Consider the following 26,004-nt stretch of genomic DNA (forward strand, 5'->3'; position numbering starts at 1 on the left):
AAATACTACTATGAAAACATCTACAAAAAACCAGTATGCTTATGTAAACAATATTCTGATTGCAGTTGTATCCTCTATTTTCGGTTATAATCTTTATCAGGCCATTGTACATCCGGAAAACTCCAATATCGCGATCAGTCTTATTTTGGTAGTCCTGACTTCCGTTATGGTTCGAAAATATGGCTATCAGCCCGCAAAAGAAGAAAAGAAAGATATTTAATATCAACAACACATAATAAAGCCCGGAACATTTTTGTTTCGGGTTTGTTTTTAATAATAAATTTTATTTTATCTTTTCATTTACATAACCTGAGATAAAAACCAATGTAACAATACATTCTGCGATTAAGATCATAACAAGAAACCCAACAGGTTTTCCCAACAAGAACCCTCTGATAAGTTTGATAATTCCCAATAATAAAATAAATCCCGCAAAATAAAGTGTTGTACTCGAAATAGCTATTTTCAAAGACTTTAGAATAAAAAGCGAAGCATAAAATCCGAGGATCAGGATGAGATAGAACCTCAGAAAGTCAGGTCCTTTAAGAATAACCGGATTAAATGTCTGATGGACTGCCATAAGCCACATAAAGCCTATCACAACCGGAACTGAATAAATGATGAGTTTTTTCATAATGATTAGTTTTATTATCCTCCGCATCCCCCACAACCACCGCAGCCTCCTCCACAACCACCTCCTCCGCTGCAGCTTGATCCGCCACAACTTCCTCCGTCATTATTTTGTTTATCTTTTCTGTTAGGGTCAGAAACCTCCTGATCTCCTATGATTGAAACGATCGTTCCCAGAATAAAAATAATCCCAAATACAACTGCAGTAACTATTAACCCTGAAAAGTTATCTCCTTCTGTACACGAAAATAAAAGCAATAACACCAATATGGGAGCAAAGAAGGCCATTTTTCTAAGCCATGATTGCAATGTTGACTTTTTCTTACGCTCTCTCCAGATTTCTTCAGGTGCTTCTTGCCGGAAAATCTGCCGATAACCTGTTAAAGTATCTTCAAACCAGTTCTGATGTTTTTCTTTTTCCGCATAACCACCTTTGGATGGATGATGATGAAGTGGCCTTTTTAAGATATGGGGACAGAATTCCTCCCAATAATTTTGGGTGTAGATCAGATGCATATGCCAAACTTTGTCAACGATGTTACTGGGAGAAGCTCCATGCGGAAGAATACAGCAGAGATACACGAACTTTTTGTATTCTTCAATTGCTTTTCTGGCGAAATCAAGACTCCAGCGTTCTTCTTTTGCGAGTTTTTTTGAGAAAGGGAACTCAGCACCGGTAGCATCCAGAGAAAATTCCTGTATCCTGTTCCAAAGGGACTCATTTTGTAATAGCATTTTTGTTTCCATTGTTTTGATTTTTGTTTCTATTCAAATATCCATGGATTATATAATATAAAGGTCTTTCAAAAATCTTTTTTGGTTTGATAAAAGTCTTAAATTAGTCTTACAAATACACACCATGAAAAAGGAAGATATCCTGCATCTTGAGAAACTCATGAATTTCTTAAGCCGGCAATTTTTAAAGAAAAACCATTGGGAAGATGTTACCAAAACCGAATGGTCTTATATAACCGCTGAACTGAATGAGCTGATTATCAATGATCATTCAGAAAAACAGATCAAAAAAGAGCCAGATCTTCTGGGAACGAATTATCTGTATGAACATCTGATCATCAACAAACTGAAAAAATTTAAACAGAATGAAAATGCTGCTTTAAGCAGACCCAACCTTGCTAAACTGAGTTTAATCGTCAAAGTTTTAGGGTATTCCAATTATATAGATTTCATCAATTCAAATACGGAGGCATTCAATTTTAATGATTTGAGGATCGACATGAATAATGCCAATATGAATACGGCACTTTTAGACCGTTTAGTAGGCTGCTGGTATTCTTATAACAGAAATCTACCCGATAATCCTTTGATGGCAAAAGAAGACCGTATATGGCGCTCTGCGATGGAAATTTACAAGTCTGAAACCACCGGAGAATATTTTATTGAAAGAAGCGGCGGTGATCATCACAAATATTTCGGAAAGGTGACAGCCTATTCTGACTATGTTTTCATCATTATGAACAGCAATACTTTTATCCGTCAGAGGCATTTCATTTCAAGGATAAAGGATATTAAAGAAAAACTTAAAAACCCGGACTATAAACTCCACGAAATCCATTTCATAAGCACCTGCATCAGTTTCAACCAAGAGCCGATTGCCCTGTTTGAAATCTTCAGAAAAGCGGACAGAAAAAACTTCATTTCTGATTCCATCAGTTTTCCCATTGACAGTGACGAAATACCTGAATCAATTGTTAAACAACTTGAAGATACCGAATCTAACAGAATAGATTACAGATAGTTAAAAAAAATAAAGATTATCGGACAAAAAATAATTCAACAATAAACATCATCATCAATCTCTATACCATGGCCCCGGAATAAGACTATTTCGGGGTTTATTGTATTTCTCTTATGCCTGGAATATATTTAAACCTTAAAAATCAATTCATTACCGCAATAATTCTCTAACTTGATGGTTCTAAATATAAACCCTTCAATCGTCTTGCTATGGAATATTATGAATTGTATGAAGTTTTGAAAAATCATTTTGATTCCGAAAAAGACAGGGCTGAACTTCAGGAACTGAATGTAAGCATTGAATCAATTCCTTTTGAATCCAAGGTATGTGATCTGCTTTATGGCTCAGAGAAACAACAGTGCAACAAACATCAGCAAACCCTAGAAATCAACAAAAATGGTTATCTCTTATACAACCAACCTGCTGTAGACATCAAAGATTTTGATATTGAATGCAATAAAAGATTTGAATATCATATCCTGAAGCGGGCAGATATAGAAACAGCCGAAGGAGCTTTGTTTTTTTTCCATGGACTGAATGAAAAGAAATGGGATAAATATTTGCCATGGGCGTATGAATTGGCCCAAAAAACACAAAAGGCCATCATACTGTTCCCTATTGCGTTTCATATGGATCGAGCAGAACCTATCTGGAGTGACCGCCGTCACATGATGGAAGTGGTTAATTTCAGGAAAAAAAAGTATCCGGAAAACATGAATTATTCCTATGTAAATGCTGCGATAAGTTCCAGACTGGAAGCGCATCCGCAAAGAATATTCTGGTCCGGGCTACAGACCTATTCTGATATTACAGAAGTGGTAAAAGATATTAAAAAGGGTAAAATAAAGGGTATTTCTCCAGAAGCAGATCTGGATTTATTTGGGTATTCTATAGGATCATTTCTTGCTTTAATTATCAAAATGGCTGATCCTCATCATTATTTTACCCGATCAAAAGTATTTTGTTTTTGTGGAGGAATGACGATCGACAGGATGTTTCCTATATCCAAATACATCATGGATACTCAGGCAACAGTTAAAATGCAATCTGTTTTTACGGAATTGCTGAGCTCTGATTTTAAGTCAGATTCACGTCTGAAACATTATCAGAATGAAGCATTGCATCCACAGGAAAGCTGGTTCAAAAAAATGCTCCGCTACAATTATTTCCAGAAGGAAAGAGAGGAAAGAATTCAGGAAATCCAATCTCAGATCAAGGCTTATGTATTAGAGAAAGACAGTGTAGCTCCTCCGATAGAAGCACTCAATACGCTGCAGGGTGGCTACAGGAACATCAATGTAGATATTGAAATCAAAGATTTCCCCTTTGAATATTCCCATATGGTTCCATTTCCGCTTACCCACAAGCATTCAAAAGAAGTTACCGACGCATTCCACCAGTTTGTACAATCTGCCAGTGATTTCTATAATGCCTGATGATTAATTTTTCAGGGATAAAATAGAGAGAGAAATAGTTTAAAAATAAATAGAATAAGATCCATGGTGTTTGTTTTTAAGTTAATCTTTATCAACTGACCAACCAGTCTTTAAAATCTTTCACACGGTCTCTGCTGACCGTTATTTCTTCTTCAGGCTGAAACTCAAGGTCCACCTTATAGTAAGGCGAAGTATGGATGTTTTTGATATAATCCGAACTGATAATAAACTGTCTGTTCACCCGGAAAAACTTTTTCTCATCGAGTACATCTTCCAGCTCATCAAGTGTAAAATCTGATGGATAGGTACGGTCTTCCGTCTGAAGATAAACGATTTTATTCTCACTGAAAAAGCAGCTTATTTCCTGAGTCTGAATAATCTTAAGGTTGTATCCTATTTTCACCAGAACTCTGGAAAGCGTAGACTTTTCTTTTCGGATTAACTGTTTGATATCCTGAGAACCATTGGTATCGCTGGCAGGAATGAAAGATTTAAATTTCTCCACTGCTCCTTCCAGATCTTCATCAAGAATAGGTTTCAAAAGATAATCAATACTGTTCAGCTTAAAGGCTTTCAGGGTATATTGGTCAAATGCTGTTGTATAGATAATGAAACCTTTGGTTGGTGCTTTTTCAAAGATATCAAAAGACAGTCCGTCCCCCAAAACAATATCTGAAAAGATCAGCTGCGGATGTTCGTTTTCAGAAAACCAGGCAACACCTTCTTCCACCGATTCTATTTTGGCAACGATCTCTATTTCAGGAAAGTTATTCAGCATTCTCTCCAACTTCCTTGAAGCAGGTTTTTCATCTTCTATAATGACAGTTTTGATCATTGAGTTTAAGTTTTAGTTTTCAGATTTTAGGAAATAAATTTATATAAAAGTGGACAGATTTTAATAATTTATCGTTTTTTTCTCTTTTCTGAGTTCTTTTTCAATCATGTCCTTTTCCCATTCGGAATCAAAGAGAAATAGTTTTGCAGCTTTTACCAGAATTATAAATCCCCAGATTCCAAGGATGGTATATCTGTCAAACCAATTAAAGCTAATCATCTTTTCGCCAAAAATATCATCAGGAATGATCAGAACAGCAAATAGGGCAAATATAAAAAGGCTTTTATAGAATTTTCTGATATTGTTGGTTCTTGTGTGGGCAGTATCGTAATCCATGATGTTATAAGTTTTTATGTTATTGTTTATAATGTTTTTATTTTCTGTTTTTCATCCTTCTCCATCAGTTCTCTGATTTTTCTTTCTTCCCAGCTTTTACCAATCCCGAATACGCTTATGGCATGAAATGCAATTCCTACTCCCCATCCCAGTGCAGGCCATAGAAACCATAAATATCCGGGAGCAGTTACAATGTTCAGTATTGCTAAAAAAGGAATAATGATACAGTACGAGGTAAGGTTTCCATAAAATTCTTTCAGGTCTTTCACTCTTCTTGAAGCTTTTCTGTAAGCTATTGTTTCTTTGTCAGGTAAAATTTCCATAATGATTTGTTTTAAAGGTTAATTTGTTTTTTCTTGAATCAAAGGTAGCTCAGAAAAGTGCCATGAATCAATTTTATGTGCCCGAATGGTAGATTATGCTGTCTGAACTGTAAAAACCTGTCATTAATAAATAAAAGGGATCAATTTTTTGGTGCTTTTTCTGTATTCAATATATTCATCCCCAAACTGCTCTATCAGAGTCTGTTCTTCAATCTTAATCCTGTAAGCAAAGGCTAAAAACGGAGGAACAAAAGCAAAAATCAATGAAAGCCAGTTATTTAAATACAAACCGAGGCCAAGAGAAGTCAGCAGGGAAAAAGCATAGGAAGGATGCCTCAGATACTTATAAAATCCTTCTTTTTTGATTTTATGATCCTGTCTGATGGTTACATCTACCGTAAAATATTTTCCCAATGACCTGATGATCATGTATCTGACAATAATCCCAGCAAGAATAAAAAGCTCGCCCAGATAAAGTATCCAGACGCCATCAGCCATTGGAAAATGAGTCTGATAAGACACAAATACTGCACTTGCAATGGAAAAAGGAATGGCCAGCCATAGGATATTCAAAGTTGATTTATCCTTGTTCTTTTGATCTTTTTTGCCGGACTTCAGCATGTTCTTGTAAAGGAATTCCGTGAGAAACCAGGCAGCCATTGAAATGTAGAACAGCGTTGATAAGGTATTCATTGTAAAGAATTTTTTTAGATTAAAATTTCCTATTTAGTGATCTTTCTGTTTATCCATCAGTTCCTTGATCTTCTTATCTTCCCATTTCCTGATAAAATTAACCTGCGGCAGAAAAACGGTCACCGCGTGAGCTGCAAGCCCTATTCCCCAGAAAGTTGCCGTAAAAAAATTTTTAAACTGAAAATAGCTTTCACCAGGCTTCAGGTGCATACAATTATAGACAACAATCAGAGCATTCACTGCGATATAAGCGAATACATGTCCGTAAAATCCACGCAGTCTCTCTACCTGTCTTCTTGCACGTTGATATTCAATATTGTTTTCGTCAAATCTTCCCATGGTGTTATTTTTTTTGTTTGTTCATAATTTCACGAATCTTCTTTTCCTGCCATGATTCTCCTACTCCAAACACCTGAAATGCATGGGATGCAACGCCTATTCCCCATCCCAGTACGGGAAACCAGAACCAGTGATTTCTGCTGCTTGTAAAAAGATTAATAAAGATTAAAAAGGCGCTTACGGTACAGTAAGAAATAAGGTTCATATAAAAACTCTTAATCTCTTTTACTCTCTTTTGTGCCCTTTGGTAAGCAGCAGAATCATCTTCAGGTTTTGATGTAGAAATATGCGGTTTAGCCATCAGCATCGGAAGTTTTACTTTAAAATGGTCTTCGGATTTTTCAATGAAGACATTTCGCTCCGTAATAAGGGAATAACGCTGTACAATATTAGCCAGACCAATGCCTGAGCTTTCTTTGATCTGCTCCCTTACCTGAAGATTATTTTCAATACAAAGGGTATTTCCGTCTGAAAAAATTCTGATGACCAAAGGTTTTGATGACGTTGCAAAATTGTGTTTGATACAATTTTCCAGCAAGAGCTGCAAAGCCAGTGGAACTACATATTTTTGGTAATCCTCTTTAGCGACATCAAAGGTAAAATCTACACTGTCTTCAAACCTTGTTTTCAAAAGTTCACAATAGGTTTTTGCAAATTCTATCTCGTCTTCTACTGTTACCAGTTCTTTATCTTTTTGTTCAAGTACATATCGGTAAATCTTTGACATTGAAGCAGTAAACTTTTGTGCCTGTCGGGGATTTTCATCAATCAGAGAGCTTAAAACATTCAGGGAATTGAAAAGGAAATGCGGATCCAGCTGGTTCTTTAAACTTTCAAACTGGGCATTGGCGGATTTGGCGATAAGCTTCTGTTCCACCACTTCTTTTCGGGAAGTTTTCTTCAGCTCTTCCATGAAACTTCTGGCATGAAGGAAAGCGGATATCAACAATGCTATATTGATGGTAAACCAATTAAGGAAATTATATTTTCCAAGGAAAAACTCTTCTGTAGTAGCTGCTTTTTGAATAAGTACAAAATTGACATAATTGCAGAAATAGACCAGTACAAAATTGGCGACAATAATTGAAATAATACTGATAACCGCTCTTTTGGTTGTAGCCTCAGACCATGGGACTTTTTTATTCAGAAAACTGTTCAATAGCCCGTTTCCTCCTCCCAATACAAAAGAATAAATAAAAGAGATAAGCAGGGTATATAAAAAGTTTTCAAGATTCTTCTCTTCTGTAAAGACAAAAAAGAAAAACATGGAGACAGCAAGTGATACCCAGAATAGTACGATAAAGTTTTTCCGTTTCATGATCTGTTTTCTTGACTCAAAATTAGTTTTTATTAAAGGTATCAAAAATTAATTGTTACCGAAGGGCTGATTTTTCTTTCCGAATGGTATAAAAAAACCTTCACGAATGAAGGTCGATTGATTTGAAATACAAAGAAAACTACTTTGCTTTTTCTGCCGGTAAGCTTAGGAAATAATCGGCTTCTCCTCTTCCCCAGTTAGGATCTAAAGCTGTTTTAGGCTTATATGTTGTAAATTTTGCCTGAGCATCTTTAAATAGTTCCAATCCTTTGGTTTTGCTTCCTCCATACTGTTCAGGAGTAAAATAGACATCTTCTGCTTTGATCAATGCAATTCTTGGGTTTGCCGGGTCTAATTTTTCTGCAATATTAAGTTCCTCAGCAGCTCTTGCCCCGTCTGTCATATAACGCTGGGCAGGATTCACCATCATTCTCAGGGAATAAGACATTTTTTTCAACAGATGAATTTCCGCATTATCTGCTCCTGCAAGGTTCTGAGCCAATGAAAGACTTTTCTCTGCCTGATCTGCAATACCATCCAGTTCCTGCATTTTTCCGTCCCTCATCAGGGTTCTTCCTTTTTGGATATAAGAAAATGCTGCATAGTAAGCAGGTAACCACTTTGAGCTTTCCTTGCTTCCTATTCTCTGGAAATCATTTGCAAGAGCCTGGAAATCTTCCGGGGTTTTACAGGTTTCAATTTTCGCAATTTTCTCAGACATTATTTTATCGTAATCTGCCTGTGCAAAAGCCGTTAAGCTCACGAAAGCTAAAGCAAAACTTAAAAGGTATTTTTTCATGATATTAAATTTTAAAAGTTAGTTTATTGTGTGTTCTAAGATATGTTTTTTATAAATTATTATTGATGGCATCATCTGTTTTATCTACTCCAAAACTTATAAATGCTCCTATGAAAACAAAAGTATTGACTGGCGGAACAATAGCAGAGCTTCTGGAACCATTGGCTGAAAAATTATAGCCATATACATTCTTTGATCCTAAAATATTGCTGATGCTCAATACAAATACAGGAAAGGCTTTCGCATCTTTTTTACCGATATTCGGAAGATAATTAACACTGAAATTCAATGCGTTGTAATCCTTAAGTCTTCCTTCATTCCGGATAAAATTTACAGCTTTTCCATCTTTAAATGTAGAGGCAATGTCATAATAAGGCCGTCCTTTGGCGTAAGTATATGATAGATTGACTCCAAGTTTCCATTCCGGAATAAATCTTTTTGCAACGGCTGAAAAGGTATGTTCTGCTGCAAAACTCGGCTGCAGGCTTACCGGATAATTCAGGAAATCCCTCTTTGAATCCAGATAAGAGTAGCTGATCCAGTAATCAATATTTTCAAATGTCTTTTTATTATCTCTCCAGAAAAACTCCAGTCCTTTTGCATATCCGTAGCCATCATTATTTAAAGCGGTCTGAATCTGCTGATTTTGCTCTTTGTCCTGGGTAATATTGAACGTCTTAATCAGTTGGTCGTATTTCTTGTAAAATGCCTCAAAACGTAAAGTTCTGCCTTCTGAAGCTCTCTGAACCTGGAAAATATAATGCTGTGATTTCTGAAAACCAAGATTGGCAGGCCAATTGATGTATTTACTTTCAGGATTCTGATAAAAAATTCCGTAAGCTAATGAAGTGGTCCAGTCTTTTGCAAGACGGTAGGCAATCGCAAAACGAGGCGCAATATTATCCTTTCCTAAAAAAGAAGAATGCTCTGCTCTCACCCCTATTTTTGCTGACAATGCATTGCTGAAGCCAAGGTCTGTTTCCACGAAAGCAGAAGAGATCAGGTCTTTATAATGTTTCTGCACAGCTTCAAAATTCAGATTTTCATCGGTATTATTCAGTTCAATTCCTCCTCTTACGGCACTGATTCTGTTTATCTTTCTTTCAAGAACAGCTTTGAAATTCAGATAATTCCCATCAGTGAGAAGCTGGCTTCTGTTGGATTCAACATCATTGGTTTCTGTAGAAAAATGAAGATCCGATCTGTTGTAGGAATAAGAACCGCCCACATTAAGCAGATATTTTCCGAATTTTTGTTTAAAAGAAAGGTTGTGAAAAGTGTTTTTACCATTAAGTTTTACAAGGCTGAAATCGGATCCAGGTTCAAGGCTTTCCGACTTTACTCCCATTTTATTGGAATTGAACATTCCGTAATATTTGAAAAAGCCTCCTGATTTTGTTTTAAATCTGAAATTCAGATCTCCGTTGAGACCTTGCGGAGCTTCAACAAAATCTGTATTAAAATTAAAAACTTTCTGCATCAGGCTTAGCAGAGAATATCCTGCTGTAGCTCCGTAAGAATAGTTTTTATTATCTGATAACTTCTGAAAACCGGCATTCAGGAAAATAGGTGAAATCCCAATATTATAAGAAGTTTCATCCGGAAGATCCACACTTTCCAGCATTAAAGCTCCCGAAAGGGCCTGGCCGTACAACGCCGAATAACCACCACTTGAGAAGATATTTCCTTTAAAAAGCGAAGTATTGAACTGATCTCTTCCCGCAATTCCCGGAACTGAATTGGAAAAATAATTGTTGATAAGACTTCCGTCCATAAAGATTTTAGATTCGGTTCCTGTTCCTCCACGGATGAACAAACCTTCCGTTCCTCCTACTTTTTGAACTCCAGGAAGATAAGTCAATGCCGAAGAAATCTGTCCGTCTGCTCCTGCTGTGGTATAAATATCAATGGGAGTGAGTAATGCTGTTGCTCTTTTCTTATCGCTGGCTTCAATAGATCCTGCAGAAACCACCACTGCATCAATCTCACTGATCTGTTCTTTAAGATCAATATTCAAGGTAATATCCTGACTTTCAATAGAAACTGATCTTTCCACATTTTCATATTTCGGGTGGGTAAAAGTAATTGTATGAGCTCCTTTTTCTGAAGTTTCAAAGGTAAAATTACCCTGGGCATCTGTTGTAGTCCCATCATAGGTGTCTTTCAGTGTTACATTTATTTCGGCGACTCCTTTGTTTTTGAAGGATACTTTCCCCGATATTTTCACCTGGGAATATCCCATAATGGAAGTGAGAAGAAGAATCAGAAACAGTATGTTTTGTCCTTGTGTTTTCATTTTTATTGTTTTCTGGAATCAAAAATAGCATGAGAAATGCCTTTCTGTAAAAAAATTATTACTGAAAGGCATTCTTTTGCTCCCGAATGGTAATTAATGAACCGGAATGCAAAAATCCACGATCATTTTTCCTTCCGGATGTTCTTTAAAATTGGAATGATAGATTTCATAAGGGAAGGTTCTTCTCATGGTGTAATTGTTTTCATTCATCCATAAGAACAAAGAAACCCAACATTGTTCAAAATCATCCAATGTCACCTCTCCGCTTCCTACAATGTACTTTCCGCCTTCTAACGTTTCTGAAAATACTTCTCCCTCCTGCTGCTGAAGTTTTTCATCCAAAAGCATGCAGGCGTGAATCCTGACTTTATCGGGAGGTGTGATTTTACAGCTGTCGTGATAAACAGAAATCATTTTAAGATGTTGCCGTGGAAACAGGTTTTTCTTTTTTGCCCAGTCTATCAGGACATTAAAAGAAGGTTCTACGTTGCCCATTCCAAGGCTCATAACGGAAGCCAGATTCATTTCCGGCATTTCTTTTACTTCGATTTTTAAATTCATTTTAGTCCAGTTTAACAGGTTTTCAATATTGCAAATGTATTGGCTGAAAACCGTATCAACTTGTCCGTTCTTGCTTTGTGTTTGTAAAATCCTGTGAAATTTTTCCGGTGCTGATCTGCGAAATTCTGTGGGCGCGAGACCGTAATATTTTTTGAATGTTTTGCAGAAAACAGAATGATTGGAGAAACCAAGATCCCAATAGATCTCCTTGATCTCCATATTTTTATGTACCGCTAAATAGAGAGCACTTTTCTCTATTTTCTTTCTGATAATATAATTCTGAAGGGTTTCTCCCGTAACCAGCTTAAATATTCTGTGAAAATGAAACGGAGAATAATCACTTACCTCTGAAACTTTTTCCAGAGACAGCTCCGCATCAATATGGTTATCAATATATTGAATTGTTCTTACAATCCGTTTTTTATACTCTTCCACTTCAAAATTATTAGTTTACAAAGATATTTTTCCGGAATGAAAGTCTGTTGTCTTTTATTGCTATTGTCTGGAGGTCATTTCGCTTTTTTGTCACGAGATATCTTCTTCAAAACGTTTAAATAAAAGAACATCTTCTTTAATTTTCTGATCTGAAGATGCAATATATCCCTGATACTCTTCATGAATAAAAATTTCTCTGGTAAAAAACTTTTCTTTTTCAATCCTGCATTCGTTATTGATCACTTCAAAAGAATCCAGCGGAAGCATCATCCCTGCTCCATGAGCCTTTATTACAGCTTCCTTTCTTGCCCAATAAGTGAAGAATTCTTCCGTTTTATCCTCAGCATCATGAATTTCCTGAAGCTCTTTGGCCGTCATCTGAAATATAAAATCCTGATAAGTGATCTTCGGATCTCTGAATTCAACATCTATTCCCAAAGGATATTCTGCAATAGCACAGACCGCAAGCTCTTTGGAATGCGATATATTAAAATGAAGATGATGGTCTTTTAAGTAAGGCTTTTTATTGGGAAGAACTCCTGTTTCTACATCAGAAATATTATAATACGTTTTTAAACCATATTGTAAAAGCACCTTTCCCAGTAAAGAAAGCTGCACATCCTGCCATCTTCTGTATCGCAGGATATTCTGATTAACCTCCTGAGAAAAAGCAGGCAGGTATCGGTCTAAACGTGACTGATGTTTTTCTTCGCTAATGAATGTATACAGAATAATCATTTTTCTTTTCTTTCTCCAAGGATCAGATTATACACTGCTTCCCAGCTACTAAAATAAGCTTTTTTCTACCTCGTTTTAAATCAGTAAGCCTCAGAGCTAAGTTTCGGAATTTAAGGTTACAACAGCCTGTATTAAAGCAATCATTTAAACTAAGTTTTTCAAAAAAGAGTGAGATCATAAAGCGCTTTGGAAAATCTTTTTTAAATTTATCGTAAAATCACTATAAATCATTTAAAAAATGAAAGTACAAACATTAGCATTATTGGCGGGATTTGCAGTTTTTGCCGTTTCATGCGGAACCACAAAAACCTATTCTGTAAATGCCAAAAGCGGAACACAGACAGGAGGAACAGCGAAGTTTACTCAAAATGGAAATGAAGTAACAATGAAGCTTGACATCACCAACCTTACTCCTGGAATCCATGCCGTACACATTCATGAAAAAGGAGACTGCTCAGCTGCAGACGGAACGTCTACTGGCGGCCACTGGAATCCTTCGAAGAATGATCATGGTAAATGGGGTGCCGAACATTTCCATATGGGAGATATAGGAAACCTGGTTGCTGATCAGAACGGAACAGCGACATTGACTTTCAAGACAGACAAATGGTGTCTGGGCTGTACAGACGAGTCTAAGAACATTATCGGAAAAGGTCTTATTGTACACGCTGCTGCAGATGATTTCCATACTCAGCCTACCGGAAATGCAGGAGGAAGAGTGGGATGTATAGAAATTAAGTAATCAACTTTATTCAATAAAAAAACCGCTAATCTTTTAATTAGCGGTTTTTTTATGTTTAGGATTTAGCTCCCATGTCTGATACAATATTCATTGCTTCCTGCAGGTAAAGATCTTTTTTCAGATTCTTGATCCACATTTCAGATTTTTTCTTGAAAGCTTCGTCTTTTTTCTCTCTTTCAATTTCACTTGGATACATGATGAACTGAAGACCGTTTTCAAATTTTGTCAAAGCCTTGAACTTTTCAATCTGAGATTTTCTGTTCTTCATCAGCTCATTGAATTTTGTAATATTCAATGTGATATTTTCTTCTTTATCCAGTTTTTCTCTCCACTGAGCAGATTCTAATAGCAACTGATAATTGCTGTTTTTAGCCATTCTGTCTGCACTTGCCTTCTCCAGAGCCTGGATATTGAAATAATTCAGTTTCTGGAATTTTGTAGGCGAAATTTTGTCCCAGGCCAATGCATAATCATCATATCGCTCTCCTACTTCAGCATACGTAAAGAAATCCTTCATCTGAATATCAGAAACGATACCTTTTCTCTGGGTAGATTCTCCCGTTATTCTATAGAATTTCTGGATCGTCAGTTTTAAAGATCCGAAATCATCTTCTGTGTTCAGGAATCTGTTCAGATCCACAAAAGTCTGCACGGTTCCTTTTCCGAAAGACTGCGGAGATCCGATGATCATTGCTCTTCCATAATCCTGCATTACACCAGCAAGGATTTCTGAAGCGGAAGCGGAAAGTTCATTTTGCATAATGACAAGCGGACCAGTCCAGATAGGAGTTTCATTTTTATTTTTAAGCGTCTGTATTTTTCCATTTCCGTCTTTCACCTGAACATAAGGCCCGGCCTCCATGAAAAGTCCCATAATATCGCCTACTTCAGTTAAAGAACCTCCGCCATTATTTCTAAGGTCAAGAATAATTCCTTCAATATTCTGGGCTTTAAGCTTAATAATCTCATTTTTGATGTCATCAGAAGCATTTCTTCCTTTGGCATTTTCAAAGTCAGCATTAAAGCTTGGCAGGTTGATGAAACCGTATTTCTTACCATTTGGAGCATTCACTACAATACTTCTTGCAAATGTATCTTCGATAGCAACCTCTTCACGGATCATGGTTACATCTTTAATAGTACCATCTTTTTTCTGAACAGTTAAGGTTACCGGAGTTCCTTTTTCACCTCTGATTAATCTTACCGCTTCATCAGAAAGCATTCCTACCACATTTACAGCATCTTCTTTCGGTTTTGATCTTACTTTCAGGATTTTATCTCCTTCTGAAAGTTGTTTAGATTTCCATGCCGGTGCACCGATGGTAAGCGCTCCCAAGTAAAGATTCCCTTTTTTCTCCTGGATCAGCGCTCCGATACCAATTACTTTTCCTGTGAACTGGGTATCAAAATCTTCTTTATCTTTTGGAGAATAATAGTTGGTGTGCGGATCAAATACTTCAGTATACGCATTCATATACACGGTAAACCAATCCATTTTCTTTCTCTTTTTGAATCTCGTGAAAGTATCTTTTACAAGGTCTTTTACCTCATCAGTCGCTTTTTTGATCTTCTCGTCCTGAGTAAGTGGCTTAAACTTGATCGTATCTTTCAGTTTGTATTTCTGAACAGAGTCTTTCTTTTCTTTCTGAGCTTCTTCTTTGCTGTTCATCGACTCAACTTCCTGAAGGATGTTGTATTTGATGAATTTTTTCCACTCATTATACTGTTCCTGTTTGTTGGCAGGTACTTTTTTTAATTTGGGCTCAAGAGTAAGCGTTTCATCTTCCTGAAGATTGATGGGCTTGCTGAAGATATCCTGTGTGATTTTATCAATCTCATCTACTCTCTGGTATAGCCTGTCAATCGTAAGCTTATAGAATGTAAGATCACCTTGTCCGATATAGTCATCAAGCTTTGTTTCATGCTTGCTGAATTCATCCATATCAGATTGCAGAAAATATCTTTTCGCTGGATCTACCAATTCGAAATAATGCTTATAAACGTCCTTCGAATAGGCATCATTGATAGATTTCGGGCTATAATGCAGATAAGAAAGTGTGTTTTTTACGCTCACCATTATCGTCTGCATCTTTTCATCGTCATTCTGTGGCGAGTTGAAACAAAACATTAGACTGGTTAATGGAATCAGGAGTAAAAATTTATTCAGTTTGAAATTTTTCCACATAAACTGTCTTTATTTATTAATTTTTTTAAAATAAGTATAATAATTAGTAGCAGTAAGTTTGGTACTGTTACAAATGATCAAATTTAATACCTTATTTACAAATATCGACAGTTTTGATCATTTTTATTTAAAGAGATTTACAAATAATCAGGACAGTATGAGCCATTTCCTATTATCAGACAGTTTCGTTATAAAGTGATACAGATCAACCCTTTTTTTCAAACACACCTAAATTTTTAATTTTTAATCTAAAAACAGAAAACACATACCACAAAAATCAATTTTTAGCCATAAAGGCATAAAATATGCAGAGAATTAACCATACAAATTCAAAATATTAAGTCATGAAAAGTTTATTATGGTTAGTAGCAGTCATCTGCATCGTTGTTTGGCTATTGGGAATGCTAGGAGTCGTTCCCGGAATGAGCACAGGTTATTTAATTCACATTTTACTGGTTATTGCTATTATTGTTATTCTTTATAATATCATTTCCGGTAGAAAACCTCTCGACTAGTTTATTATTTTGTACGACCACTTAACATTAAAATTATCAGGCTTTACAGGTGTTCTTCACAGGATAACAAGAGATTTTCATGGGAGGCACCTGTAAAATTCTGAGTTTGATGAACTAAAATTCATATTAAAATTCCTTTATTTTAGTCAGATATTCTGCTTCTGGCATCTGTCTTTATTGGTGCATTGATCTTCACTCTCTGAAGCAAAAGCAGAAGGATTTTATTTCTATTTCACAACAGCCAATCCCAATCTGGTATTTTATGGCGTCTGATTTTTACCTACATTTGATGTGTTGAAAATCTATTTGTTCAATTCTGAAAATGAACAAACTCACTCTGTTTAAATAAAAAATTAAAGATAATTTATGGAAAGACCACTTATTCTGGTGACTAATGACGACGGAATTACAGCTCCTGGTATCAGAAATCTTGTAAATTTTATGAATGAAATCGGAGAAGTAGTGGTTGTTGCCCCCAATTCTCCTCAAAGTGGAAAAGGCCACGCTATTACCATTAATTCTACCCTAAGCTACGAAGAAGTTACTCTGGATGGCCCTCAGACAGATTTTTCCTGTAGCGGAACTCCTGTTGACTGTGTAAAAATGGCTCTTGATAAAATCCTGACCAGAAGACCCGATATTGTGGTTTCAGGAATCAATCACGGGGCAAATTCTTCTATCAATGTAATCTATTCAGGGACCATGTCGGCTGCAGTAGAAGCAGGTGTAGAAGGAATTCCTGCCATTGGATTCTCATTACTGGATTTCAGCTGGGAAGCAGATTTCACTCAGGCTAAAGAATTTATTCAGAATATTGTAAGAAGAACATTGGAAAACCCAATGCCAAAAGGAGTTGTACTGAACGTAAATATTCCTAAACTTCCGGCGGAAGAGATTAAAGGAGTAAAAGTCTGTAAACAGGCCAATGCCAAATGGGAAGAAAGCTTTGATGAGAGAGTAAATCCTCATGGTAAAAAATATTACTGGCTGACAGGTTATTTCAACAATATGGATGATTCTGAAGATGCTGATGAAACAGCATTGGCCAATGGATATATTTCTATTGTTCCGGTAAAGTTTGATCTTACTGCCTATGAATATATGAAAACATTGGAGAAAGTAATGACTTTTGAAGATGTAAAAGAAGTAAAATAACAAGGAAATAATAAAAGCGTGAAATTTCATTTCACGCTTTGTTTTTATATTGTTAAAATAATACTTTATCTTCTTTCCTGAGTTCTTCAAGATAAGCCTTTTTTTCATCTCTGTAAAAGAGGTTCATGGTTTCAAAAGGAATTAATTTCAGGTCTTTATTGACAATATGTACGCACGACTTCTTCACCGCTCTTACATCAAAATCATGAGCATCCATAAAGTTCATGATAATTATTCTGAAAAGGTTATCATAGTCGAGATCCGGAGCACAAACATCCGGCAGGCAGCACAGTAACTGATTGACTTTAGGCTGAACTTTATCTACGGAAATTCCGGTGCTGAAAATATCCAGCAGCTGCATATGCAATCCTTTATCCTGTTCATAAACAATGGTATTCCTTGATTCATTATTCAGAAGATCTGCAGGATTGATATACCGGGTTAAAGGGATTGTTTCGCCCTGCAGTTTCAAGATATATCCCATAGCCAGCGCATCCGGATTACATGGAACGGGAATAATATCATCAGAATTTAATAACGGAAACTGATTGATAATTTCCTGTCTTACTTCAGTTAAGGTAATTTTTTCATGAGCAGAATCTTCCCGGTTTCTTCCGGCAATTTCAACCGGCTGGAAGGTGATTCCTCTTACGCATTTCTGTTTCAGGGCAAATTCTATAATTTTTCCTATTTCATCAATATTTTTATCTTTTTGAAGAACAACCACCAATGTCGTAGAAAGGTTAAGTTCATTGAGTTTTTCCAGTGCTTTCATTCTGACAGCGGTAAGATCTTTCCCTCTGAAATCTTCCAGGACATCAGGTTTAAATGAATCAAACTGAAGGTAAATTTCAAACTCGGGAGCATAGGTCGCCAATCGTTCAGCAAATCCCGGATCATTGGCTATTCTGATTCCGTTGGTGTTCAGCATCAGATGTTTGATCGGTTTTGATTTGGCAATATCCATAATTTTGAAAAATTCCGGATGGATTGTAGGTTCTCCTCCACTGATCTGCACCACGTCCGGTTCCCCTTCATTTTTTACAATAACATCAAACATAGCCTCAATTTCTTCCAGGCTTCTGTGACTTCCATAATGGGGTGAGGACATTGCATAGCAGGTTGGACAGGTCAGATTACAACGATCTGTAACTTCTACGATAGAAAGACAGCTATGCTGTTCATGATCTACACATAGTCCACAATCATAGGGACATCCATATTCCACATCGGTTCCGAAATGAAAGGGCATTTCAGAGGCTTTATTATAGTTTCTTATATTTTTATAATACTGTACGTCAGAAGCTATTTTTGTTTTAAAAAATCCATGATCCGGACATCTTTTGGTCATAAAAACAGCTTCATCCTCAATAATGATTTTGGCACCTACCCTTTTAAGACATTCCGGGCAAAGACTGATGGTATAATCGTAATAAGTATAATTTCTTACGGGCATAGCAAATTTTTTAAAGTCCTCCGCAAATATAACCGCTGATTAATCCACAGATCAGAAGGGATATAAGCATGGTCTGGATAAATTGTTTTCTGGTGAATTTTCGGTCTCCTTTCCTTTCATAAATAAGTTTTGTAATAAAAGCGACGATGAGGGAAAAGAACAGTGCAGCTATAATAATCGCACCAATAATCATTACCACTACTCCAGCCAGATTGAGATTGCCTTCTAAAATAGTTAATTTTTTCATCTTGAATTTTTTAAATATAAAGATCCGGTATTTTTTATTTTATAAATGTAGTAAATAATTACACAGATACACACCATTTGAATCGTACCCATATTTCCAATGACTTCTACCCTTGGTTTTATAAAATCCAAAAGAAATCTGAATGTAAAATAGCTGAGCATAAACAGCTGAAAAATAAAACCGGAAGGGTATTTTTTACGATTCTGGATATACTTTAATCCCATCCACAGAAGAAGTAAAAAGGCTATTTCATACAAGGCAACAGGATGTCTGAGATATTGGTCCCCCAAATGCATTCCAAAAACAGAATCAGTAGGAATACCATATGTCTCTTCACCAATACCTGTAAGAAAACATCCTATTCTGCCTATAATCATGGCCAATATCAGAGGGAAAACAATAAGATCTCCAGTACTTTCTTTATGATGTACAATCTTTTTTGCCAGCTCTACTCCCAATAAACCAAAAGCCAGACCTCCTACAATAGTATTGTTTGACCAGACCTTTCTGAAGGAAAAATTTTCAAATAATGCATAAGGGTTTTCAAGATTACCGATCAGCTTGGAACCGATCAAAGCTCCGGCAGTAGCACCAATTAAAACCGCAGCAGAAGTATTGAAAGAAAGTTTTTCTTTAGCCTTACGTTTCAGATAAAAATAATATCTCATGCCCAAAAACATTCCGGCAGCCTCAAAAAGCGGATGCGCAAGGATTGTTTTGCCGAAAATATGAAATGTTACAGGAAAATCCATTATTTCAAAAATACACTATTTCATATTATTCACTACCTTTATTCTGACAAATAATTACAAAATGCGTATAGAATATGACATAAAACTGGGGTTCAAGGATGTAATGTTCCGCCCTAAGCGTTCTACTTTGAAATCCCGTTCGGAAGTTGATTTACTGAGAGAATTTACCTTTAAACATACCAGGAAAAGATGGACAGGAGTCCCCGTAATTGCAGCCAATATGGATACGGTAGGAACTTTTGAAATGGCAGTGGAACTGGCCAAGGAGAAAATTATTACCGCGGTTCATAAGCATTATACTCCTGAGGAATGGAGCAAGTTTCTCAACAGCCAGCCTGAAAGTATTCATCAGTATATTGCACTGAGTACCGGAACCGGAAAAGCTGATGAAGAGAAAATAAAACAGATTCTCAATAAGCACCCAAAAATTGAGTTTCTATGTATCGATGTAGCCAATGGCTATTCTGAACATTTCGTTGAATTTGTGAAGAAAGCAAGAGCCAATTTTCCGGATAAAATTATTATAGCAGGAAATGTGGTTACCGGAGAAATGGTAGAAGAACTTCTTCTGGTAGGTGCAGATATCATTAAAGTAGGTATTGGACCTGGGTCTGTGTGTACGACCAGAGTAAAAACAGGAGTGGGATATCCTCAACTTTCTGCGATTATTGAATGTGCAGATGCTGCACACGGTTTGGGAGGACATATTATTGCTGACGGCGGATGCAAAGTTCCCGGTGACGTAGCAAAAGCTTTCGGTGGCGGTGCAGATTTCGTCATGCTGGGCGGAATGTTTGCCGGACATGATGAAAGTGGTGGCGAAATGATTGAAGAAAACGGTAAAAAATATCGCCTTTTCTATGGAATGAGTTCTAAAACAGCCATGGATAAGCATTCCGGAGGTGTGGCAGAATATCGTGCTTCTGAAGGAAAAACAGTAAAAGTAGCTTATAAGGGTCCTGTTTCAGAAACGGTAAAGGATATTTTAGGAGGTGTACGATCTACTTGTACTTACGTAGGTGCTTCAAAGCTTAAAGAACTTTCCAAGAGAACTACTTTTATAAGAGTTCAGGAGCAGGAAAATCAGGTTTTTAACTAAAAAATCAAAGAAATATAAAAAGGCTGCATATCATTTATGCAGCCTTTTTATATTGTTATGTTAACATTCCACCGTCAACGTTTAACGTCTGTCCGGTAATGTATGCAGACATTTCGCTGCCTAAGAATACACATGCATTGGCGATATCCGCTGGCTGACCTCCTCTCTTCATTGGAATTTCTTCTCTCCATCCCTGAACGGTTTTTTCATCCAGAACAGCCGTCATTTCTGTTTCAATAAATCCGGGAGCAATAGCATTACATCTGATATTTCTTGATCCCAATTCCAATGCCACAGATTTTGTAAACCCGATCACTCCGGCTTTAGAAGCTGCATAGTTGGCTTGTCCGGCATTACCCTTCACACCTACTACAGAAGTCATATTAATGATAGATCCTGATCTTGCCTTCATCATCGGCTTAATTACTGCCTTTGTAAGGTTGAAAACTGAATCTAAGTTTACTTTGATTACTTTATCCCAATCTTCTTTGGACATTCTCAACAACAGGTTATCTTTTGTAATCCCTGCATTGTTTACCAAAATATCAATCTGCCCGAACTCTGCCATCACTTCCTCCACCAATTTCTGAGCAGCATCATAATCTGATGCGTCAGACTGATATCCTTTAATTTGGGTTACAGAACTTAAAGCTGCTTCTAATTCTTTTGCTTTGTCTACAGAGCCAGCGTAGGTAAATGCTACTTTTGCTCCCTGCTGAGCAAACATTTCAGCAATTCCCTTACCGATTCCTCTTGTAGCTCCGGTAATTAGTGCTACTTTTCCTTCTAATATTTTCATATCTATTGACAATTATTTTTTTATAACTCGTTCAGCTAGTGACAGCTGCCTCTTCATGTTTCTACAATTCCTTTCTGGAATTAAACGGTTTGCAAAGATATTATAAAATGTTATTCAACCCATTTAAATTGTCAAAATACTAGCTTTTTTTTGATGAATATCAGGATTTTCATTAAAGTTGAACATAATTATTTTTAAATCTGGTGAAATAAATAAAGTCTGTTTTTTTACTTTTATCCAGTCTTAATACCTCTTTCTGCCAGAAATATTTTTCATAAATAATGTCTTTCAAAGGCTCATTCTGAAAATTGGAAACCCCAAATTTTCCTTCTTTTTTCACGACAATTTCGTTTTCAGCATTTCCGAATGTGATAATATCTTCGTATACAAACGGTACAATTTCTGTTCCCTTCCCATCCAGGATTCCATAAAAGTTGTCTGTGTTTCTGCAGACCAAAGGTTTTGAATATTGATTAAGAGGATTAAAATAGTCAACATCTTCATTTTTAATCTCGCTGATATTTTTCAACTCAGATATAGAATGATCTTTTACAGAAAATCTATAATAGCGGTCCTGCTTTCCAATGATAAGATTGTCGGGATAAAACCCGAAAATCTGAACTCCGTCTCCTACAATATTTTTAAGATCTTTATCTAAGAATTGTTCTTCATTTTCTTTTTTAAGGTAAATAAAATCTTTTCCGGAAATAGTAAAACTTTTGATAAAATCGTATTCCTGAGGAAAAATAATGTTACCCTGCAGGTCTATAATGCCGGATTTTTTTGCTTTATCATTATAAACACTGAACAAATTACCCAATAAAGGATTTACATATTTAAAAGTCTGTGCATACAGCTTTCCGTCTTTCTTACTGAAAACTGTTGTCTTTCCGTTTTTTGTAAGATAGATATATTCTTTTTTGCCAAAATATTCCGGGGTGATATCGTTAAAGATTTCTTCGGCAATCGTATTGTCTTCTGCATCAATCAAACCGTACTTTCCTGTACTTTTATTTTTAGTAATCAGATAAGGATAAGCATTGATGTTTACAACCTGTTTAGAAAATTTATGCAGCGTTTGTCCGTTATTACCAATGATTTCACTTTCTCCATTTTCATTAATGATAAGTGCCCTGTCATCTTCAAAGCTGTAGTCTTCTTTAAATTCCCGCGTGCTGAGCTGTTTCCCGTTAAAATCATACAGAAACCATTTTTTATCTTTTAAAACAAAAAGTCTGTTCTTCCCTGAAAAACGGATTTTTTCCGAATAAGGAATGATTTCCTTTCCGTTAAAATCATAAACAGCTTCTGAATTCTGTTTTGATGAAATAATGCATTCTTCACTCCACCAGGGTGTATTAAATTCCTGATCGTTCAGAGGAATAAGTTCTTTTCCCTTTTCGTCAATAACAGCTGATTTTCTGCCATTTCCTTCCTCAGAATAAAGAATAAACCGGTTTTTGAAAACATGCAGAATACTTCCTTTGTAAGGAGATTCAAATGTAATAGTTCCCAAAGAATCCACAATTCCCTGTTTCTTATAATCAGTATCGTAGAATGTTCCATATCCTTCAGAATAAGAACTGATTTCTTTCCCCGTCTTTTTCGACAGGATCACCTTCATATATTGGTTAGTTTGTGCTGTACAGACTACAGAACACAATACAAAAACTAATTTTTTCAAAGAAAATTAAATAGAATTATTGACAATAAGGACGATCTCTCCTTTTAAAGTTTTACTCTTGGAGAACTCAATTAATTCATTGATTGTTCCTCTTTTAGTTTCTTCAAATTTCTTAGAAATCTCACGGCTTAAGCTTACTTTGGTTTCTTCTCCGAAGAATTCTTTGATCTGTTCCAGAGTGGTATTAATCTTATGAGGGCTCTCGTACAAAACGATGGTCTTTTTTTCTTCTGCAAGCTGCTTCAGTTTGGTTTGTCTTCCTTTTTTCTGCGGCAGAAATCCTGCGAATAGAAATTCATTATTAGGAAGCCCCGAAACAACAAGTGCCGGAATGAGCGCCGTAGCTCCGGGAAGGCAAATCATGTCAATATTATTATCTGCTCCTGCTTTGGCCAGCAAATATCCGGGATCTGAAATACCGGGAGTTCCTGCATCGGTAATAATAGCAATATTCTGCCCGTTTTTAAGGTCTGTAATCACTTTCTCCGTTGCCTGATGCTCATTATGTAAATGATAAGACTTTAAGGGCTTGGAAATCTCAAAATGTTTTAAAAGTATTCCTGAAGTTCTGGTGTCTTCACATAAAATATAATCTACTTCTTTCAGAACATTTACTGCCCTGAATGTCATATCTTCCAGATTCCCAACGGGTGTGGGAACAAAATATAGAATTCCGCTCAAAATTATAAGAATTTATTTTCCACCAATATCCAAAGTCTCTGTGCATATTCATCCACCTTATTCCATTTTCTGTCATAGTACAGATCACTCAGGTATTCTTTGGCTTCTTCCAGTGTTCTGAATTGGTTCAGCTGATAAACGGTATCATTCAGATCTGCCTGGCTTCCTTCAAAAAGCATCTTCGTGAAGGCAAGTCTGTCATTCAGATCCAGCTTAAATTCAGGTTTCAGCTTATCTGCTTCCATGAATTGGGTTGGAATATTGGATTTCAGAATACTTCCTGTATCTTCTTTAACAACAGGAGCTGTTTTTTCTTCCTTGGAAAGTTCCAGGTGGTCGTCATCAAAAAGTGACTGAACAGCCTTCATTCCTTTGATATTGGCTAATTTTATTTTTTTCTCCCGATGGTATTCTTCTAAATTTTCGAAGCTTTCATCGGAACGATGTTTATCTGTTTCTTCGGGAACAGACTTGTCGATTTCGACAATCTTTCTGCGATCATAGACTTCAGCAAGAATACTTTCTTCTTTTACAGGTTCTTCAGAGTGGTCATTTTTGATCTCACTCAGAATATTTTCTACATTGGAAGTCTCTGTAGCCATTTCTCCCTGTTCTATGGAAATGTTTGAAGCCACAAATTGTTCTTCGTTTTCTTCAATCAGTATTTCATCATCCAGCGTCTCTGTATCAAAAATGCTTGGAATGGTTTCTGTAACGGAAGATTTCACATCATCTGCTACCGCATACTCAGGTTCTTTCTTCGATTCCTCTCCGGAAATTAGTGATTCCTGTTCTTCTATTTCATGCAGCTGATTATTAAAAACCGCTTCTTCTGCTGTTACTTCATTATAAAACAGATCTTCGTTAAGATCTTCATCCGAATCCGGTGTAGAATCTGCAAGGATTTTATCCTCATCCACAAAACTCAGAACAGCTCTTTGTTCTTCTGAAATTTCATTTTCATCAATTTCATTCAGCTGATTATTAAAAACTGCTTCTTCTTCCAGCGTTTCATTTCCAAAATCCTGTTCCTGATTTTCAGGTGCGTTTTCAGTCTTATTTTCTTCTACAAAGCTTACGATATTTTCATGGAATTCGTTTTCAACAATTTCATTCAGCTGATTATTGAAAACGGCTTCTTCTTCAGATTCCTCAGAAAAAACTTCATTTTCATCAATTTCGTTCAGTTCATTATTGAAAATAGCCTCCTCTTCGGTTACTTCACTTCCTGTATCATGATGTTCTGTTTCTCCTGAAACAAAAGAGACATACTGATGCTCCGGATTTTGTGCCGTATTATCTGTTACGAAGTATTCGATATTTTTTTCCAGCAGTTTCAAAAAAGAAATCCTGTTAGCAAGCTCATCTACAAGATCTTGCTTGGAAAGTAATTCGTCTATATTACTTATTTTGTCCAGATTATCAATGATATTCATGGATTCAAAAAAAATCTTTTCCTTTAAATCTTGGATATTCTGCATAATAAGATTCTTATTAAAATTGCTTACTTTTGATGTTAAAAATATACGGCTAATTTAACAAATGTTTTTAGAAAATACAATTAATCATTCCAAACAAAGTGGTTGGATGGAAGTAATTTGTGGCTCTATGTTTTCCGGTAAAACCGAGGAACTTATCCGCAGATTGCGAAGAGCGGAAATGGCAGGACAGAATGTGGAAATTTTTAAACCCAAAATGGATGTACGGTATTCTGAAGAAGATGTAGTTTCCCATAATCAGAATAAAATCCGCAGTACAGCAGTAGAAAACCCTAATGAAATTCTTCTGCTGGCTTCCAATTGTGATGTAGTAGCCATTGATGAAGCTCAGTTTTTTGATGAAAGCATTGTTGATGTTGCCAACCAGCTCGCCAATAGCGGGATCAGAGTCGTTATTGCAGGATTGGATATGGATTTTTTGGGTCGTCCATTTGGACCAATGCCCAATTTGATGGCGACTGCAGAGTATGTTACAAAAGTGCATGCTATTTGTAAGAGAACCGGTAATCTTGCCAACTACTCGATGAGAACTTCACAGGGAGATAATCTGGTGGAACTGGGAGAAACAGAAAGTTATGAAGCAGTAAGCCGCCGTGTTTTTATTGACGAAGTACTTTCAAAAAGAAAATAATCGGATAAAGCAGACGACGAAATCACTAAATTGTAAAACTGTTTGCTATAAACCGTAAAATATA

28 protein-coding genes are annotated in these 26,004 nt (G+C 36.3%); 8 read left to right on the forward strand and 20 right to left on the reverse strand.

The window, feature by feature from the left end; translation table 11 throughout:
• Positions 1-10 precede the first annotated feature (10 nt).
• Entirely contained in the window at positions 11-220 is a 210-nt protein-coding gene (locus tag JNG87_RS05010) for a hypothetical protein (protein ID WP_062672875.1), read from the forward strand.
• 63 nt (positions 221-283) lie between these two features.
• On the opposite strand, the gene JNG87_RS05015 is transcribed toward JNG87_RS05010, so the two are convergent.
• A complete protein-coding gene (locus JNG87_RS05015) occupies positions 284-634 on the reverse strand; it encodes a hypothetical protein (protein ID WP_202842114.1) in 351 nt (116 codons plus the stop codon).
• A 14-nt stretch (positions 635-648) separates the two neighbouring features.
• On the reverse strand, positions 649-1,377 hold the full coding sequence (locus JNG87_RS05020; protein ID WP_202842116.1) for a glycine-rich domain-containing protein: 729 nt from the start codon (positions 1,375-1,377) through the stop codon (positions 649-651).
• 112 nt (positions 1,378-1,489) lie between these two features.
• Here JNG87_RS05020 and JNG87_RS05025 point away from each other — a divergent pair, with 112 nt between their 5' ends.
• Positions 1,490-2,386, forward strand: coding sequence for a hypothetical protein (locus tag JNG87_RS05025; protein WP_202842118.1), 897 nt, complete (start codon positions 1,490-1,492; stop codon positions 2,384-2,386).
• Positions 2,387-2,595: 209 nt separating this feature from the next.
• Positions 2,596-3,822, forward strand: a complete 1,227-nt coding sequence (locus tag JNG87_RS05030; RefSeq protein ID WP_202842119.1) for a DUF6051 family protein — start codon at positions 2,596-2,598, stop codon at positions 3,820-3,822.
• 91 nt (positions 3,823-3,913) lie between these two features.
• Here the strand turns inward: JNG87_RS05030 and JNG87_RS05035 are convergent, their stop codons facing one another.
• From JNG87_RS05035 to JNG87_RS05080, 10 genes are all read right to left on the reverse strand, one after another.
• Positions 3,914-4,657 (reverse strand): LytR/AlgR family response regulator transcription factor, encoded by a 744-nt coding sequence (locus JNG87_RS05035; protein WP_082798753.1) that lies wholly within the window; start codon positions 4,655-4,657, stop codon positions 3,914-3,916.
• Between the two features lie 60 nt (positions 4,658-4,717).
• A complete protein-coding gene (locus JNG87_RS05040; RefSeq protein WP_202842120.1) occupies positions 4,718-4,993 on the reverse strand; it encodes a 2TM domain-containing protein in 276 nt (91 codons plus the stop codon).
• 26 nt (positions 4,994-5,019) lie between these two features.
• Positions 5,020-5,316 (reverse strand): 2TM domain-containing protein, encoded by a 297-nt coding sequence (locus JNG87_RS05045; protein WP_202842121.1) that lies wholly within the window; start codon positions 5,314-5,316, stop codon positions 5,020-5,022.
• Between the two features lie 123 nt (positions 5,317-5,439).
• Positions 5,440-6,009, reverse strand: coding sequence for a methyltransferase family protein (locus JNG87_RS05050; RefSeq protein ID WP_202842122.1), 570 nt, complete (start codon positions 6,007-6,009; stop codon positions 5,440-5,442).
• Positions 6,010-6,042: 33 nt separating this feature from the next.
• Positions 6,043-6,348, reverse strand: a complete 306-nt coding sequence (locus JNG87_RS05055; RefSeq protein WP_202842124.1) for a 2TM domain-containing protein — start codon at positions 6,346-6,348, stop codon at positions 6,043-6,045.
• 4 nt (positions 6,349-6,352) lie between these two features.
• A complete protein-coding gene (locus JNG87_RS05060; protein ID WP_202842126.1) occupies positions 6,353-7,666 on the reverse strand; it encodes a 2TM domain-containing protein in 1,314 nt (437 codons plus the stop codon).
• Positions 7,667-7,805: 139 nt separating this feature from the next.
• Positions 7,806-8,465 (reverse strand): hypothetical protein, encoded by a 660-nt coding sequence (locus JNG87_RS05065; protein ID WP_202842128.1) that lies wholly within the window; start codon positions 8,463-8,465, stop codon positions 7,806-7,808.
• 49 nt (positions 8,466-8,514) lie between these two features.
• Complete coding sequence (locus JNG87_RS05070) at positions 8,515-10,761, reverse strand: TonB-dependent receptor (protein ID WP_202842130.1); 2,247 nt, start codon at positions 10,759-10,761, stop codon at positions 8,515-8,517.
• Positions 10,762-10,854: 93 nt separating this feature from the next.
• On the reverse strand, positions 10,855-11,757 hold the full coding sequence (locus JNG87_RS05075) for a GyrI-like domain-containing protein (protein WP_202842132.1): 903 nt from the start codon (positions 11,755-11,757) through the stop codon (positions 10,855-10,857).
• A 90-nt stretch (positions 11,758-11,847) separates the two neighbouring features.
• The gene (locus JNG87_RS05080) at positions 11,848-12,495 is read right to left on the reverse strand and encodes a 4'-phosphopantetheinyl transferase family protein (RefSeq protein WP_202842134.1); all 648 of its coding nucleotides are present in this window, start codon (positions 12,493-12,495) and stop codon (positions 11,848-11,850) included.
• A gap of 238 nt (positions 12,496-12,733) precedes the next feature.
• Between JNG87_RS05080 and JNG87_RS05085 the strand changes: the two genes are divergently transcribed.
• Positions 12,734-13,237 (forward strand): superoxide dismutase family protein, encoded by a 504-nt coding sequence (locus JNG87_RS05085; RefSeq protein WP_202842135.1) that lies wholly within the window; start codon positions 12,734-12,736, stop codon positions 13,235-13,237.
• 55 nt (positions 13,238-13,292) lie between these two features.
• Here the strand turns inward: JNG87_RS05085 and JNG87_RS05090 are convergent, their stop codons facing one another.
• Positions 13,293-15,422: a carboxy terminal-processing peptidase gene (locus JNG87_RS05090; RefSeq protein ID WP_202842137.1), complete on the reverse strand. Its 2,130-nt coding sequence runs from the start codon at positions 15,420-15,422 to the stop codon at positions 13,293-13,295.
• Between the two features lie 344 nt (positions 15,423-15,766).
• Between JNG87_RS05090 and JNG87_RS05095 the strand changes: the two genes are divergently transcribed.
• Both JNG87_RS05095 and surE read left to right on the forward strand, forming a co-directional pair.
• On the forward strand, positions 15,767-15,937 hold the full coding sequence (locus tag JNG87_RS05095; RefSeq protein ID WP_202842139.1) for a lmo0937 family membrane protein: 171 nt from the start codon (positions 15,767-15,769) through the stop codon (positions 15,935-15,937).
• A gap of 366 nt (positions 15,938-16,303) precedes the next feature.
• A complete protein-coding gene (gene surE, locus JNG87_RS05100) occupies positions 16,304-17,092 on the forward strand; it encodes a 5'/3'-nucleotidase SurE (protein ID WP_202842141.1) in 789 nt (262 codons plus the stop codon).
• A gap of 52 nt (positions 17,093-17,144) precedes the next feature.
• On the opposite strand, the gene JNG87_RS05105 is transcribed toward surE, so the two are convergent.
• The 3 genes from JNG87_RS05105 to JNG87_RS05115 are packed head-to-tail and all read right to left on the reverse strand — an operon-like array spanning position 17,145 to position 19,547.
• Complete coding sequence (locus JNG87_RS05105) at positions 17,145-18,548, reverse strand: radical SAM protein (protein WP_202842143.1); 1,404 nt, start codon at positions 18,546-18,548, stop codon at positions 17,145-17,147.
• Between the two features lie 10 nt (positions 18,549-18,558).
• Entirely contained in the window at positions 18,559-18,795 is a 237-nt protein-coding gene (locus JNG87_RS05110; RefSeq protein WP_202842145.1) for a hypothetical protein, read from the reverse strand.
• On the reverse strand, positions 18,792-19,547 hold the full coding sequence (locus JNG87_RS05115) for a prolipoprotein diacylglyceryl transferase (protein ID WP_202842147.1): 756 nt from the start codon (positions 19,545-19,547) through the stop codon (positions 18,792-18,794). The genes JNG87_RS05110 and JNG87_RS05115 overlap by 4 nt, the downstream gene beginning before the upstream one ends.
• A 61-nt stretch (positions 19,548-19,608) precedes the next feature.
• Between JNG87_RS05115 and JNG87_RS05120 the strand changes: the two genes are divergently transcribed.
• A complete protein-coding gene (locus tag JNG87_RS05120) occupies positions 19,609-20,646 on the forward strand; it encodes a GMP reductase (protein WP_202842148.1) in 1,038 nt (345 codons plus the stop codon).
• Between the two features lie 55 nt (positions 20,647-20,701).
• Here the strand turns inward: JNG87_RS05120 and fabG are convergent, their stop codons facing one another.
• From fabG to JNG87_RS05140, 4 genes are all read right to left on the reverse strand, one after another.
• A complete protein-coding gene (gene fabG / locus JNG87_RS05125; protein ID WP_041461954.1) occupies positions 20,702-21,445 on the reverse strand; it encodes a 3-oxoacyl-[acyl-carrier-protein] reductase in 744 nt (247 codons plus the stop codon).
• A 172-nt stretch (positions 21,446-21,617) separates the two neighbouring features.
• A complete protein-coding gene (locus tag JNG87_RS05130) occupies positions 21,618-23,129 on the reverse strand; it encodes a WG repeat-containing protein (protein ID WP_202842150.1) in 1,512 nt (503 codons plus the stop codon).
• A gap of 6 nt (positions 23,130-23,135) precedes the next feature.
• Positions 23,136-23,810, reverse strand: coding sequence for a 16S rRNA (cytidine(1402)-2'-O)-methyltransferase (gene rsmI, locus JNG87_RS05135; protein ID WP_047377914.1), 675 nt, complete (start codon positions 23,808-23,810; stop codon positions 23,136-23,138).
• Between the two features lie 2 nt (positions 23,811-23,812).
• Positions 23,813-25,291, reverse strand: a complete 1,479-nt coding sequence (locus tag JNG87_RS05140; protein ID WP_202842152.1) for a hypothetical protein — start codon at positions 25,289-25,291, stop codon at positions 23,813-23,815.
• Positions 25,292-25,352: 61 nt separating this feature from the next.
• Between JNG87_RS05140 and JNG87_RS05145 the strand changes: the two genes are divergently transcribed.
• Positions 25,353-25,940, forward strand: coding sequence for a thymidine kinase (locus JNG87_RS05145; RefSeq protein ID WP_062672824.1), 588 nt, complete (start codon positions 25,353-25,355; stop codon positions 25,938-25,940).
• Positions 25,941-26,004: the final 64 nt, after the last annotated feature.

The organism is Chryseobacterium cucumeris (genome assembly GCF_016775705.1).
In the GTDB taxonomy this organism is placed as follows: Bacteria; Bacteroidota; Bacteroidia; order Flavobacteriales; family Weeksellaceae; genus Chryseobacterium; species Chryseobacterium cupriresistens.

Bases quoted from the DNA above. Each gene is read 5' to 3' on its own strand.
- JNG87_RS05120 (WP_202842148.1), top strand. From the start codon at position 19,609: ATGCGTATAGAATATGACATAAAACTGGGGTTCAAGGATGTAATGTTC.
- JNG87_RS05105 (WP_202842143.1), bottom strand. From the start codon at position 18,548: ATGCCCGTAAGAAATTATACTTATTACGATTATACCATCAGTCTTTGC.
- JNG87_RS05070 (WP_202842130.1), bottom strand. From the start codon at position 10,761: ATGAAAACACAAGGACAAAACATACTGTTTCTGATTCTTCTTCTCACT.
- JNG87_RS05080 (WP_202842134.1), bottom strand. From the start codon at position 12,495: ATGATTATTCTGTATACATTCATTAGCGAAGAAAAACATCAGTCACGT.
- JNG87_RS05040 (WP_202842120.1), bottom strand. From the start codon at position 4,993: ATGGATTACGATACTGCCCACACAAGAACCAACAATATCAGAAAATTC.
- JNG87_RS05140 (WP_202842152.1), bottom strand. From the start codon at position 25,291: ATGCAGAATATCCAAGATTTAAAGGAAAAGATTTTTTTTGAATCCATG.
- JNG87_RS05060 (WP_202842126.1), bottom strand. From the start codon at position 7,666: ATGAAACGGAAAAACTTTATCGTACTATTCTGGGTATCACTTGCTGTC.
- JNG87_RS05030 (WP_202842119.1), top strand. From the start codon at position 2,596: ATGGAATATTATGAATTGTATGAAGTTTTGAAAAATCATTTTGATTCC.
- JNG87_RS05045 (WP_202842121.1), bottom strand. From the start codon at position 5,316: ATGGAAATTTTACCTGACAAAGAAACAATAGCTTACAGAAAAGCTTCA.
- JNG87_RS05090 (WP_202842137.1), bottom strand. From the start codon at position 15,422: ATGTGGAAAAATTTCAAACTGAATAAATTTTTACTCCTGATTCCATTA.
- JNG87_RS05055 (WP_202842124.1), bottom strand. From the start codon at position 6,348: ATGGGAAGATTTGACGAAAACAATATTGAATATCAACGTGCAAGAAGA.
- JNG87_RS05035 (WP_082798753.1), bottom strand. From the start codon at position 4,657: ATGATCAAAACTGTCATTATAGAAGATGAAAAACCTGCTTCAAGGAAG.
- JNG87_RS05095 (WP_202842139.1), top strand. From the start codon at position 15,767: ATGAAAAGTTTATTATGGTTAGTAGCAGTCATCTGCATCGTTGTTTGG.
- JNG87_RS05065 (WP_202842128.1), bottom strand. From the start codon at position 8,465: ATGAAAAAATACCTTTTAAGTTTTGCTTTAGCTTTCGTGAGCTTAACG.
- JNG87_RS05050 (WP_202842122.1), bottom strand. From the start codon at position 6,009: ATGAATACCTTATCAACGCTGTTCTACATTTCAATGGCTGCCTGGTTT.
- JNG87_RS05115 (WP_202842147.1), bottom strand. From the start codon at position 19,547: ATGGATTTTCCTGTAACATTTCATATTTTCGGCAAAACAATCCTTGCG.
- JNG87_RS05010 (WP_062672875.1), top strand. From the start codon at position 11: ATGAAAACATCTACAAAAAACCAGTATGCTTATGTAAACAATATTCTG.
- surE (WP_202842141.1), top strand. From the start codon at position 16,304: ATGGAAAGACCACTTATTCTGGTGACTAATGACGACGGAATTACAGCT.
- JNG87_RS05020 (WP_202842116.1), bottom strand. From the start codon at position 1,377: ATGGAAACAAAAATGCTATTACAAAATGAGTCCCTTTGGAACAGGATA.
- JNG87_RS05145 (WP_062672824.1), top strand. From the start codon at position 25,353: ATGTTTTTAGAAAATACAATTAATCATTCCAAACAAAGTGGTTGGATG.
- JNG87_RS05015 (WP_202842114.1), bottom strand. From the start codon at position 634: ATGAAAAAACTCATCATTTATTCAGTTCCGGTTGTGATAGGCTTTATG.
- JNG87_RS05110 (WP_202842145.1), bottom strand. From the start codon at position 18,795: ATGAAAAAATTAACTATTTTAGAAGGCAATCTCAATCTGGCTGGAGTA.
- fabG (WP_041461954.1), bottom strand. From the start codon at position 21,445: ATGAAAATATTAGAAGGAAAAGTAGCACTAATTACCGGAGCTACAAGA.
- JNG87_RS05085 (WP_202842135.1), top strand. From the start codon at position 12,734: ATGAAAGTACAAACATTAGCATTATTGGCGGGATTTGCAGTTTTTGCC.
- JNG87_RS05025 (WP_202842118.1), top strand. From the start codon at position 1,490: ATGAAAAAGGAAGATATCCTGCATCTTGAGAAACTCATGAATTTCTTA.